General features: G+C 44.8%; 16 protein-coding genes. All 16 read right to left on the bottom strand.

Annotation, left to right across the window (positions count from 1 at the left end):
- Window positions 1-338 precede the first annotated feature (338 nt).
- Window positions 339-1,229: a polyprenyl synthetase family protein gene (locus tag AM506_RS09250; protein ID WP_060672218.1), complete on the bottom strand. Its 891-nt coding sequence runs from the start codon at window positions 1,227-1,229 to the stop codon at window positions 339-341.
- Between the two features lie 3 nt (window positions 1,230-1,232).
- A complete protein-coding gene (xseB, locus tag AM506_RS09245) occupies window positions 1,233-1,466 on the bottom strand; it encodes an exodeoxyribonuclease VII small subunit (protein WP_060672217.1) in 234 nt (77 codons plus the stop codon).
- Window positions 1,453-2,820, bottom strand: coding sequence for an exodeoxyribonuclease VII large subunit (gene xseA / locus AM506_RS09240; RefSeq protein ID WP_060672216.1), 1,368 nt, complete (start codon window positions 2,818-2,820; stop codon window positions 1,453-1,455). The genes xseB and xseA overlap by 14 nt, the downstream gene beginning before the upstream one ends.
- 113 nt (window positions 2,821-2,933) lie before the next feature.
- A complete protein-coding gene (gene folD, locus AM506_RS09235; protein WP_060672215.1) occupies window positions 2,934-3,800 on the bottom strand; it encodes a bifunctional methylenetetrahydrofolate dehydrogenase/methenyltetrahydrofolate cyclohydrolase FolD in 867 nt (288 codons plus the stop codon).
- Window positions 3,801-3,820: 20 nt separating this feature from the next.
- On the bottom strand, window positions 3,821-4,207 hold the full coding sequence (gene nusB / locus AM506_RS09230; protein ID WP_060672214.1) for a transcription antitermination factor NusB: 387 nt from the start codon (window positions 4,205-4,207) through the stop codon (window positions 3,821-3,823).
- A gap of 154 nt (window positions 4,208-4,361) precedes the next feature.
- On the bottom strand, window positions 4,362-4,772 hold the full coding sequence (locus AM506_RS09225; protein WP_060672213.1) for an Asp23/Gls24 family envelope stress response protein: 411 nt from the start codon (window positions 4,770-4,772) through the stop codon (window positions 4,362-4,364).
- A 23-nt stretch (window positions 4,773-4,795) separates the two neighbouring features.
- Entirely contained in the window at window positions 4,796-6,148 is a 1,353-nt protein-coding gene (gene accC / locus AM506_RS09220) for an acetyl-CoA carboxylase biotin carboxylase subunit (protein ID WP_060672212.1), read from the bottom strand.
- Window positions 6,149-6,163: 15 nt separating this feature from the next.
- Complete coding sequence (accB, locus tag AM506_RS09215; protein WP_060672211.1) at window positions 6,164-6,667, bottom strand: acetyl-CoA carboxylase biotin carboxyl carrier protein; 504 nt, start codon at window positions 6,665-6,667, stop codon at window positions 6,164-6,166.
- A 272-nt stretch (window positions 6,668-6,939) separates the two neighbouring features.
- On the bottom strand, window positions 6,940-7,494 hold the full coding sequence (locus AM506_RS09210; protein ID WP_060672210.1) for a SpoIIIAH-like family protein: 555 nt from the start codon (window positions 7,492-7,494) through the stop codon (window positions 6,940-6,942).
- A 14-nt stretch (window positions 7,495-7,508) separates the two neighbouring features.
- Entirely contained in the window at window positions 7,509-8,162 is a 654-nt protein-coding gene (gene spoIIIAG / locus AM506_RS09205) for a stage III sporulation protein AG (RefSeq protein WP_060672209.1), read from the bottom strand.
- Complete coding sequence (spoIIIAF, locus tag AM506_RS09200) at window positions 8,152-8,781, bottom strand: stage III sporulation protein AF (protein ID WP_060672208.1); 630 nt, start codon at window positions 8,779-8,781, stop codon at window positions 8,152-8,154. Before spoIIIAF ends, spoIIIAG begins: the two co-directional genes overlap by 11 nt.
- 12 nt (window positions 8,782-8,793) lie before the next feature.
- Window positions 8,794-9,993 (bottom strand): stage III sporulation protein AE, encoded by a 1,200-nt coding sequence (gene spoIIIAE, locus AM506_RS09195; protein ID WP_060672207.1) that lies wholly within the window; start codon window positions 9,991-9,993, stop codon window positions 8,794-8,796.
- A gap of 24 nt (window positions 9,994-10,017) precedes the next feature.
- Window positions 10,018-10,410, bottom strand: a complete 393-nt coding sequence (gene spoIIIAD / locus AM506_RS09190; protein ID WP_094075148.1) for a stage III sporulation protein AD — start codon at window positions 10,408-10,410, stop codon at window positions 10,018-10,020.
- Window positions 10,411-10,423: 13 nt separating this feature from the next.
- Window positions 10,424-10,630: a stage III sporulation protein AC gene (spoIIIAC, locus tag AM506_RS09185; RefSeq protein WP_034758004.1), complete on the bottom strand. Its 207-nt coding sequence runs from the start codon at window positions 10,628-10,630 to the stop codon at window positions 10,424-10,426.
- A 49-nt stretch (window positions 10,631-10,679) separates the two neighbouring features.
- Window positions 10,680-11,195 (bottom strand): stage III sporulation protein SpoIIIAB, encoded by a 516-nt coding sequence (spoIIIAB, locus tag AM506_RS09180; RefSeq protein WP_060672206.1) that lies wholly within the window; start codon window positions 11,193-11,195, stop codon window positions 10,680-10,682.
- Window positions 11,196-12,119, bottom strand: a complete 924-nt coding sequence (gene spoIIIAA, locus AM506_RS09175; protein ID WP_060672205.1) for a stage III sporulation protein AA — start codon at window positions 12,117-12,119, stop codon at window positions 11,196-11,198.
- Window positions 12,120-12,327: the final 208 nt, after the last annotated feature.

Genomic DNA, 12,327 nt, shown 5'->3' with positions numbered 1-12,327 from the left:
TCACTCAAGGCAGGCTACGCTGCTAGTGAATCATCACATCGCAGGTTCATACTTTGTTCTTATTGCATATGCTTAATGCCAGCATAAGAAACAAAGCCTCCGCGGCTCGCGGGTCAACGCCCACATGCCATTGTGGATCGCCCTCAAGCCTTACTCCCAGATATGACCCAAAGCTGGGCGCCTCAAGCCAATTCCAGGAACTTCATCGATGTGCCCTTTAGTGGATTTTTAGGCCCACCTTCAGGATTGGTGGACTGACTAGAATACTGCACCACCCCAAAATTAATTCTAATCGTATTATAACATATGTTAAAACACTAGCTCAAATATAGAATGTTTCAATGATTCCGGGAAACGATCAATCGGGCAATTTCTTCCAGCAGGCTGGAATCAAAAGAAAGGTTAGTAAGGGCCGTCAGCGCTTCATCCAGATGAAATTGAAGCTTCTCCTTCGCACCTTCCATCGTCAGAATACTTGGATATGTACTCTTATGCTTCGATTCGTCGCTCCCCACGGGTTTACCAATCATTTCTTCAGATCCTTCAATATCGAGGATATCATCCTGAATTTGGAACGCGAGACCAATATGGTAGGAAAAGCGTTCAAGCAGCTCGAGTTCATTCTCTGACACCCCTGAAATGATTCCCCCGGCCAATACGCTGAATATGAGTAGCTTCCCAGTCTTATGAACATGAATGTTTTCAAGCTCCTGCACGGTTAACCGCTTATTCTCCCCTTCGATATCGGCAACCTGACCGCCGACCATGCCCTCCGGACCGGCACACCGTGCGAGAAGGGCAATCAACTTCACCTTTTGATCATTTGTTAAGGCACTATCTTCTGCAATGAGTTGAAAACTATATGTCAGCAGACCATCGCCGGCCAGAATCGCCGCTGCCTCCCCAAACATCTTATGATTGGTCGGCTTGCCTCTCCTTAAATCGTCATCATCCATGGAAGGAAGGTCGTCATGGATCAAGGAATATGTATGAATCATTTCAAGGGCAGACGCCGTATTAAGCCCGAGCATCGGATCTTGTTTGAACGTTCTTATTGCAGCCAGCAGGAGGATGGGACGTATCCTTTTCCCGCCTGCCTTGAGGGAATAAATCATCGCCTCCTTTAATACAAGGGGGATATCAAGGCGTTCGACGGTCTCAACCATGTGATTGGTGATTGATTCCCCATGTTGCTGTTGAAACTTTTTCAGTGTAATGGGAGGATACATGTATTATTCCTCCTCATCGAGATCAAAGGATTTTTCCCCTTCATCCGTCATCATTTTGGTTAATTGATTTTCTGCTTTTTGCAACGTATCATGACAGTATTTCGAAAGATCCATCCCCTTTTGATAAAATTCCAGTGCCTTCTCGAGGGGAACTTCCCCTTCTTCCAATTTCTCAACGATCTCTTCCAACTGATCCATAGCTGTTTCAAATGATAGTTCTTCTTTAGACTTTGCCATTTCGCTCACGCTCCTCAACAGATTCAACTTCACAATGTATTTTTCCATCTCTGACATTAATCTCTAAGCGGTCGCCTGCTTTTACTTGCTGAGATGATTTTATCAATTTGCCTTCATCCCGGTAAACGAGACTGTATCCCCTGTCCATGATTTTTAAGGGACTGAGGGCATGTAAGGTGGAGAGTGCTGATGTGAAACGATGATTCTTTTCTTTCAACACTTGTTTAAACTGCTTTTCAAGCACTGTTTGCATAAATATTACCCGTTCATGCTGCACCTTGATGATTTGGGATGGGTGAACACGCTCGAGCCTTGAATGGAGGCCGGATAATCGATCGCGGTTTTGTTTTACATGCATACCTATATTTCTTTGCAGCTGATCCGTCAGCCGGTCGACAGTTTCGATCTTCTGCTGATAGAGGTTTCTGGGATTTCTCAAAGCATACGATTTGGTTAATCCATTTAAGCGGCTTCGTTCACTTTGGAGCTTTGTTTTAAACGATTTAATCAGCCTTAATTTACGGTTCATGATTCTTTCCAATAAATCTTCAATATGGGGAACAGCTAATTCCCCGGCTGCCGTCGGCGTGGGTGCCCTGAGATCCGCCACAAAATCTGCGATCGTAAAGTCCGTCTCATGTCCCACGGCAGAAATGACGGGAACCTTTGACTCGACGATGGCATTTGCCACGATTTCTTCATTGAAAGCCCACAACTCTTCAATCGAACCGCCGCCCCGGCCGATGATCAACACGTCAATATCACCGTGATCATTCACTTTCCTCATCGCGCATGCAATCGATCCTGCTGCTTGATCGCCCTGTACCAGAGCTGGATATACTAGAATTTCTCCGATGGGATACCGGCGCTTGATGGTTGTGATGATGTCTCGAATCGCAGCACCCGTCGGCGAGGTGACAACCGCGATCCGCTTTGGAAACTTAGGTATCATCCGTTTGCGGTCCTGCTCAAAGAAACCAGCTTTCTCTAGCTTCTCCTTCAGCTGTTCATACGCTAAATAAAGCTCACCGATTCCATCGGGCTGCATTTCTTTCACATAGATCTGATATTGGCCGCCTGACTCATACACGGATATATCTCCGCGGATCAATACATTCATCCCATTTTCCGGCCTGAATTTCATTGATTGATTATGACTTGAAAACATCACAGACAATATGCGGGCCCTTTCATCTTTCAGAGTAAAGTACATATGTCCGCTTGAGTGCCTTTTGAAGTTGGAAATTTCGCCTCGTACAAACAAGTTGGACAAATGCGGGTCCCTGTCGAATTTACGTTTTATGTATTTTGTCAGAGCTTGTACCGTTAAATAACGTGATTGATCAAGTTCCATGCTCACTGACTCCTTTGTCCCTTGCATCGAATGGATTTTCTATGCAGGAATACGGAAAGGGACCAGCGATGAGCTGTCCCTTTCCTTTTTTGTTACGTATATTGTACTATTTTTTAACCGTTTTGGCGATTCCGGAGAGCCCATTCTGCAGACTTCACTGTATTATAGAGAAGCATGGTGATGGTCATCGGGCCGACTCCACCGGGAACAGGTGTGATTTTCCCTGCTTTTTCCTTTACTTCCGCAAAATTCACGTCACCGCACAGCTTTCCATCTTCGTTGCGATTCATGCCTACATCTATAACCACAGCTCCGGGTTTGATGTCTTCAGCACCAATCAGATTCGCTTTGCCTACGGCAGAAACGATAATATCCGCCTGCTTTGTGAAGGAAGACATATTGGCCGTTTTCGAGTGACAAAACGTCACTGTTGCATTCCGATTCAGGAATAAGTGACCTGCCGGTTTACCGACAATGTTACTTCGCCCTAAGATGACGACATGTTTTCCTTCCACCGAAATGTTTTCATATTCAAGCATCTTCATAATTCCTAGTGGTGTACAGGAATAGAAAGTATCTTGATTCGTCACCATTTTCCCAATGGAAACTGGATGAAAGCCGTCCACATCCTTCGATGGAGATATCGTTTCAATCACGGTAATCGGGTTGATATGTTCCGGCAGGGGAAGTTGAACGAGAATTCCATGAATGTGGTCCTGTTCATTCAATTCTCTGATTTTCCCAAGCAACTCTTCCTGTGTAAGAGTGGATTCATATAAATAAAGCTCTGAATGGATCCCAAGATTACTGCATGCTTTCCTCTTCATTTTTACATAAGAATGAGAGGCATGGTTATCACCAACCAGGATGACAGCGAGGCCCGGTATGACTTCCTGATCCTTCAGCTGTTCAATCTGACTCTTTAATTGCTGCCGATAATGATCTGCAATGAGCTTGCCATCAATTATAGAAGCTGACATTCTCTCGCCCCCTTACATTGTTAAGATTGACTTACCTTTGAAAGGACACCATTGATAAATTTACTTGATTGATCATCACCAAAGATCTTTGCTATTTCAACCGCTTCATTAATGACCACTTTATTCGGAACGTCTTCTACAAACAGAAGCTCGTAAACCCCTAAACGCAGAATATTGCGATCGACTTTTGCCAGACGGTCAAAAGACCATTTCTCCAGGTTCTCACGAATATGTCCATCAATCCGTTCCTGATTCTCTATGAAGCCGAGAACAATCTGCTCAAGATACGCATCCATCTTCTCCTCTTCCTCCAGCACGTTCCTTAGCGCAACCTCCGGCTCAATCCCACTCATATCTATTTGAAATAACGCCTGTAAAGCCTTTTCACGGGCAACTCTTCTCTTCATCTTATATTTACTCCTTTAACTCCATCAATTTTCATACCTTTGATAATAGCACAAACCAAGGGCATTACGCACGCGTATCTAAAAAAATCAATATTCAGAAAAGAAAACGGAGGACACAAAAAAGAACGGCCCCCTAAAGGACCGTCCTTCTCCATTACATTTCGTCTTCAATTTCAGCTTCAAACTTCTGGTTTTCAAATTGAACGCCAACGATATGAACATTCACTTCGTCTGCTTCGAGAGCAGTCATGTTAAGCAATGCTTGACGGATGTTGTCCTGGATCTTTTGAGCGACCGTCGGGATGGCTACACCGAATTTCATGATGCAGTATACATCCACGATGATTCCTTCTTCGGCCAGTTCCACTTTGACACCCTTACCGTGGTTTTTCTTTCCGAGACGTTCGACGACACCTGTTGCGAAGTTTCCGCGCATTTGGGATACGCCTTCGACTTCTGACGCGGCGATACTTGCGATTACTTCAATCACTTCAGGTGCGATTTCAATTTTCCCAAGACCGTCTTTACCGTGAGACATTTGTAAAAGGTTTTGATTTTCCGCCATGTAAGGCACCTCCTGAATTCACACTAGGATTTCATCACTTCATATTTTTCTAAGAATTTCGTATTGAATTCCCCGCCTACAAAGATTTCATGATCTAATAATCTCAGATGGAACGGAATGGTCGTGTGTATACCTTCTACCACAAATTCACTTAGAGCCCGTTTCATCCTTGAAATAGCTTCTTCACGTGTCGCTCCATAGGTTATCACTTTGGCAATCATGCTATCGTAATATGGAGGGATCATATAACCAGGATATGCGGCTGAGTCGACTCTTACGCCAATACCGCCCGGTGGAAGATACATTTCGATCCGGCCCGCTGAAGGCATGAAATTCTTCTCTGGATTCTCTGCATTGATACGGCATTCGATGGCCCAGCCTGTGAATGTTACTTCTTCTTGTGTAAGAGAAAGCTTTTCTCCTGATGCCACGAGAATCTGTTCCTTAATCAAATCGACACCTGTTACTTGTTCGGTTACAGGATGTTCCACCTGGATACGCGTATTCATTTCCATAAAATAGAATGATTGATTAACGTAGTCATATATAAATTCTACCGTGCCGGCACCTGTATAATCAACCGCTTTGGCTGCTTTTACTGCCGCTTCCCCCATCTTAACACGATTCTCTTCTGTTAAAGCAGGTGACGGTGTTTCTTCAATCAGTTTTTGAAGGCGGCGTTGAATCGTACAGTCCCGCTCACCAAGGTGGATCACGTTTCCGAAGTTATCAGCTAGAACCTGAATTTCCACGTGCCTGAAGTCCTCGATGAACTTCTCGATATATACACCAGGGTTTCCGAATGCGGTCATGGCTTCCTGCTGGGTGATCGTCACCCCTTTGATAAGCTCTTCCTGACTTTTCGCGACCCGGATCCCTTTTCCTCCACCACCGGCAGTGGCTTTGATGATGACGGGGTAACCCATGGATTCTGCAAGCTGAACCGCATCATCTGCATCCTTCACAATGCCTTTTGAACCAGGTACAATCGGAACGCCTGCTTCCCTCATTGTTTCACGAGCCACGTCTTTCGTCCCCATCTTGGAGATGGCTTCAGGTGAAGGTCCGATGAAGATGATGTTGCAATCACGGCACAGCTCTGCAAAATCAGAGTTCTCGGCTAGAAATCCGTAACCCGGGTGGATGGCATCACAATCTGTCAGTTTTGCCACGCTAATGATGTTTGTGAAATTCAGGTAGCTGTCTTTTGATGCAGTAGGTCCGATGCAATAAGCTTCATCCGCTAATTGAACATGAAGTGCCTCTTTGTCTGCTTCAGAATAAACGGCTACACTTTCAATTCCTAAATCTCGGCATGCACGAATGATACGTACAGCAATTTCTCCTCGATTGGCGATTAGTACCTTTTTTATCATATCTATTTTCGCTCCTTATTCAGGTTTAACCAAGAATAACGGCTGACCATATTCCACTAATTGACCGTCTTTTACTAGTATTTCTACGATTTCACCTTTTGCTTCGGCTTCGATCTCATTAAATAGTTTCATCGCTTCTACGATGCACACGACTGAGCTTTCATCGACTTTATCTCCGACTTTTACATATGGACCTGATTCAGGTGAAGAAGATTCATAGAACGTCCCGACCATCGGAGACGTGATTTTATGTAGGTTTGCATCCTCTACTTGTGCTTGAGGAGCTTCCTTTTCCTCTGCTTTTGCAGAAGGGGCAGCATCCTGCACTGGTGCCTGCTGTACCGCCTGGGCTGCAGGTTTCACTTCTTCCACTGCTTGTACCGCGGGTTGGGCAGAAACCGTTACACCATTATTTTTCTTTAGGTTAATCTTCGAACCATCATGCTCGTATGTAAACTCTTCAACACTGGATTGATCTACGAGTTTGATTATTTCGCGAATTTCTTGAATTTTCAACACTGTTGACACCCCTCTTATAGTTTAAAAAATTATGACTAGCTACTAACATCATACGATAATACCTCATATAAATTCAATATGCGATTCCTACCATCCTGTTAAGCGCATACAACTCTACCTCTATTCTAGACCTTTTTCGATAAAAAATAAAATAATAGAAAAGGATTTTTCATTTTTATGTTGAAAAGGGATTGTAAGGGACATTTCCTGGTAGACACATAAATAAGCCGCCTAAAGGGTCTGCTTTAGGCGGCACCAGGTTCTGGATCCGTTTAGTTTGCCGGCTGGAATTCCACTGCAACCGGCTTCATTTGTCCCACTTCACTCATCACCAGTCGGATGATTTCATTGGCATCCGCTTTAGAGTGCTCTTTGTCTGATTTCACTGTGATCCGGATGTTCTCTCCGTTCGCTCTGACAAGTGCATCCTCATAGCCCATCGTTTTAATCATCGTTTCCAGGACGGATTCCGTCATGGCTAACTCACGAAGGTTTTCCATTTGCTCATAGGCTGCGCTCTTTTCTTCTGCTGAAACATCGGCATTTGCTACCTTCGCTTCCAGCTCTTCACGAAGCTGATCACGTTGGTCTGTCACTTCGATACGCAATGCTTCGAACATTTCGTTTCCGGCGGCATCGGTCACGACTTCCATGTCATTGCCTGACATTGTCTCTTTATCTCCACCTTTTGCCTGCTCTTTCCCATCCTTTTCCTGATAAGCCATATCTGTCGCTTGTTGTGTTGGTGACGTAATGTAGTAAACCGAAAGGACGATCACAAGACTCAACATCGTTAATAACCAAACCGTTTGTTTTTTAAGTAACATCTATCATTTCCCCCTTATTGTTTGGGCAGGACCGATACCCGGTGACTTGGAACGTCAAGGGCACGGGTGACAGCCTCTATAATCCATTTTTTGATTTGTATGTTATCGGCTCCCTTTGCTACTACAAGGACACCGGTGACTTTAGGTTTTTTTATTTCTTTCACAATGGGAACTTCTTTCTCACCGTTGTTCACGATGACGATTTCTTCTTCCCGGGATTTATCTTCTATCGACCTCTTCCCACCTTCTTTATCTTCTTCGTCAGTGGATTGTATTTTTGTCGATTCATTCTTCTCATATACTTTTGATTCCGTTGCCTCCACATTGACCACGACATATACGTCGCTGACCCCTACGATTTGATCAAGGGCTTCTTTCAACTGATTCTCGTATCGATCTTCATACCCCCTCATGGAACCATCCGACTCCTTTTCACCGGATCCGAATGCAGCCACCTCTTCAGGGGTTCCTCCATCCACCTGCTTTGCAACCTCAAGCCCTTTATCCCCGCCCCACAGATCGCTGATCAGCATGAATGCCACTCCTACGAGGAGCACTATGAGAAAATAATGCAGCCTTTTGCCTTTTTTTCCACTGGGCGGAGAGTTTGCGTCTTCCTTTGATAACCATTCCTTCAACATGTTCAGCGGACCTTTATTAAAGTTCATTCGCTTCCCCAGTCCCCCCTTCAACTGTAATGATTATTTTGTCTTGTGATAGATTCCATTGTTCGGCTAGTGAGGAGGCCAGTTGGGACGTATCTTCGTCGGATGTTTTCTTTCTCGCTTCAGAACCCGTATCGATCTCCACGTTTCGGACTGTTTCAATCGTGCTGTCTTGTTCACTTTCCTTTTCTTTCACGATCACTGACACTTCTGTAATACTGTCTGGAAGATTCTCTACGTCATCAGCTTGTATGGTCACCTTCTCAATGACTTTGCCGTGTTCATCCATCATCTCCTTTTCTGCTTGTTGTTTCATTTGGACAGCCATCTGTTCTAAAATATATGCACGTTGTGAGGCTTGTATTTCTTTTTTCTTCATTTCTATTTCATTTTCCATCGATTTATTCTGAGAAGGACCATTTAAATCGATTGAATTCATCACCTCATCAAAATCCGTGGACATCAATTTAAAGAGGGGTGTGAGGATGATGGTGATCAATAATAATCCCGTCACGATTTTGGCATATTTCTGCATGTTGGAGCTTGGGAGCAGCATGTCAATGACGGTGGCTAAGAGAACAAAAATAATGATATTTGTTATCCAATCGGTTAGAAATGACATGACGGGTCCTCCTTATCGCATCATCATCGTAATATTTCCGGCTGCAATGATGACGGTAAGACTTAAGAAAAACATAAAGGACACGATGGCCAGGGCCGCAAAGACATAAATCACACTCTTTGCGATCGTATCCAGGCATTCAATCACCGGTCCTCCCCCGAGAGGTTGAAGGAGAGCGGCAGCCAGTTTATATATAAATGCAATCATCAAAATCTTGATGGCCGGAAAGGCTGCAATGATCAATACGATGGCAACACCTGCTATTCCCACTGTATTTTTTAGTAAGACCGATGCGCTTATTACGGTATCAGTAGCGTCCGTGAACATCCTCCCGATGACCGGAACAAAGTTGCCTGTCACGAATTTCGCCGTGCGGATCGTGATTCCGTCCGTCACGGCGGCTGTTGCACCCTGTACGGATATCACCCCTAGAAAGACCGTCATGAACGCCCCTAACAGACCGATGCTCCAGGTTCTCAATAGCTGAGCCAACTGAGTCACTTTATAATGACTGGAAAGGGTGCTTACAATGCTCAGAAGGGCAGATAAGAATAAAAGAGGCAGCACGACATTTTGAATGAGTAAGCCGCTTGTATTCATCAGGAAAATGATGACGGGATGAAAGAAAGCTGCCGAAACCACGCCTCCTGAAGCGGCAATGAGGGCAAGAAGAAGTGGGATAAGGGCGATGATGAAATGAACCATGGTTGAGATGGCATCCCGGGTGTAGTCGATTGCTACATGAAAACTATTCAGGGCGATGATGATCAGCACCATGAAAATGATGCTGTATGCCACCTTGCTGACGCTTCCTCCTTCGAAAGCATTCTGCAGCGACTGGAGAAACATGCTGAAGATCGTGAGCATGATCAGGGTCCCCAATAATTTTCCATTCATCACAAGCTCCTGAAAGGCAAATTTGAAGATTCCGCTGAACCATGCCTTAAATGAGAACTCTTTCTCACCTTTCATGAAATCGATCAAACTGCCTTTTTGACTTTCGGGAAGATAGCCCCCGTATTGATCCACGATACTATTCCAGTATCCCGTCAATTCTTCAACGCCTAACCGGTCCAGCTGCGCATCGATCATTTCCTGCTGAATCGTTGTGTCTGGAGGACTCTGTCCCTCTCCTTCTTCTGCTTGTCCACTTGAGGCTGCGAGGAAAAAGATAACGAGTGCTGTGACGAGTATCCGATATAATTGCAACATTCATTCCACCTCTTAACGTTTCACTTATCCAGTTGGAATCATATTGATGATCGTTTCAATGATGACTGTCAGAATGGGGACAGCCATTGCCAATATTAATATCTTTCCGGCAAGCTCCACTTTCGCTGCCAGTGCCCCCTGACCGGCATCTTTCGTAATGTGTGAAGCGAATTCCGCTATGTAAGCGATGCCGATGATCTTAAGGATGGTTTCCACATACACCATGTTCACGTTTGCGTTTGCAGCCAATTTCTCAATCATATGAATGATGGAATAAATTTGATCAATAAGAAATAAAAAAATCGTACACCCTGTAAACACAATGAGCAGGAAAGCAAAATTAGGTTTTTGCTCCTTTACGATCAAAGCAAGGAAAGTCGCAACCAGTGCAATACCTACAATTTGGATGATTTCAATCGCGGACGCCCCCTTATCCTTGATACAAGAAGACCGATTTTATCTTCTGGAACAAATCATCGACAATCGAAGCCACCATGAACAAGATGTAGATGAATCCGAATAATGTCACCCACTGGGCATATTCCTTCTTCCCTACCTGATCTAAAATCGTATGCAAAAAGGCGACGACAATCCCTACTCCGGCAATCTTGAAAATAATATCCACGTCAATTCCCATATTTGTTTCCCTCCTGGTTTCTAAGCCTCATCCGTTATCAGGCTGCAAGTCAGAGTAATAGGATGATCAACAAAAGTCCTGATAGAAATCCTAAACTTTTCGTCATCTTTTCATATTTCTTCTGCTTTTCAACCGCTTCTGTTTCTTCCCTATCCAGATGTTTGAGAGCAAGCTGGATATGTTTTTGCTGAGTCAGCATGTCATGTCTGCCAAGGTTTTCTCCGAATTGCTTCAGAATTTCATACTCACCTGCTTTAAAAGCGGTTAATTTCCAGACATCATTCAGGCTTTCTTCCCATGCTTTCTTCACTGAGATCTCCTGCTCAGTCAATTTCTTCGAGAAGGTTTCAAAAAACCAGGAGACAGGCTTTTGCAGCTGTTTGGAAATCTTCCTGGTCGCTTCATGCAAAGGGGTATGACTGTAGGTGATTTCAGCTTCCAATGACTGAAGTGCCACCTTCAAAAGCCGAAGCTGCCTTGGTCTTTCCGTCAAATATTTCGAAGCTTCGAACCCTGCCCAGGAAGTGGAAAGGAGAATAAATACAGCGCCAACGAGTTTTATCATTTATGTCACACTCACTTTTTTCAGAAGAGATTGTCCGTGTTCGTCCCACACCTCATGGACCTTACCCGGTTCATCCCCCCTCCTCAGTTCCACGAATCGTTCAATCGTCTGCAGATTCACAATATCCTTGATCACAGGTCTCTTCCTTACTTCGCTTAAAGAAGACCCATGCGTCGTCATGATAAGGGTGATACCGGCATTCACGGCTTCCTGAATCGCTTGTCCGTCCTCCACCCGTCCGATCTCATCGACGACCAGAACATCCGGACTCATGGAACGGATGAGCATCATCATGCCCTCAGCCTTTGGACAGGCATCCAGCACGTCCACCCTCGGACCGAACATCAGCTGAGGGATGCCGTTCACGCATCCGGCAATCTCGGATCGTTCATCGACGATCCCCACTTTGAATGGAGGAATATTTCTTTCAGGGATTCCCGTCGAAATCATCCTGGCGAGATCCCGCAGTAGAGTCGTTTTGCCGGTCTGGGGGGAACCGATCAGCATCGTATGCTTCCAGCCATCATGATACACGTATGGAAAGATGGACTGAGCTATGCCAAGCTTTTCCCTTGCAATCCGGATGTTAAAGGAAGCGAGATTGCGAATTCCCTTCACAACTCCGCCTTCAAGAATCACCTTCCCGGCAAGCCCCACCCGATGTCCGCCTTCAATCGTGATATAGCCTCGCTTCAACTCTTCTTCCAATGTATAAAATGAATGATGGGATAATTTGTTAATGAGCTGTTCACTATCTTCTTCTGTCACAGTATAGGGAAGAAAGTATGGCTTCCCCCGCGCCGTCACCTCTAATACACGGCTGGTACGAACCCTGATTTCTTCTATCCGGTCAATCAGATCTTGTGGAAGGGACAGGACTTTGTCAGTTATAGTGCTGGGTAGAAAGGCTAGAACTTCTTGCATATGGAAACCTCCTAATCTTGTTCCACTTCGGGTTGAAAGACATGAACCTTTCGTACATGTTTCCCGATAATACAATGTATTCTAGCGATTGGAGATTATGACAGTAGAGTTGGAAGATTTGAGGGGGCGCGTTCTGAGCTGTGAATGGAAGCCGCAGAAAACGGGGAGAGACCAAAAAAAAGCCTGAACGGGATACATCCCGTTCAGG

It is taken from the genome of Rossellomorea vietnamensis (assembly GCF_001305855.1).
GTDB classification, from domain to species: Bacteria; Bacillota; Bacilli; order Bacillales; family Bacillaceae_B; genus Rossellomorea; species Rossellomorea vietnamensis_A.
The sequence above is the reverse complement of the archived record's forward strand: the minus strand, read 5'-3'. Positions and strand labels throughout refer to the sequence as shown.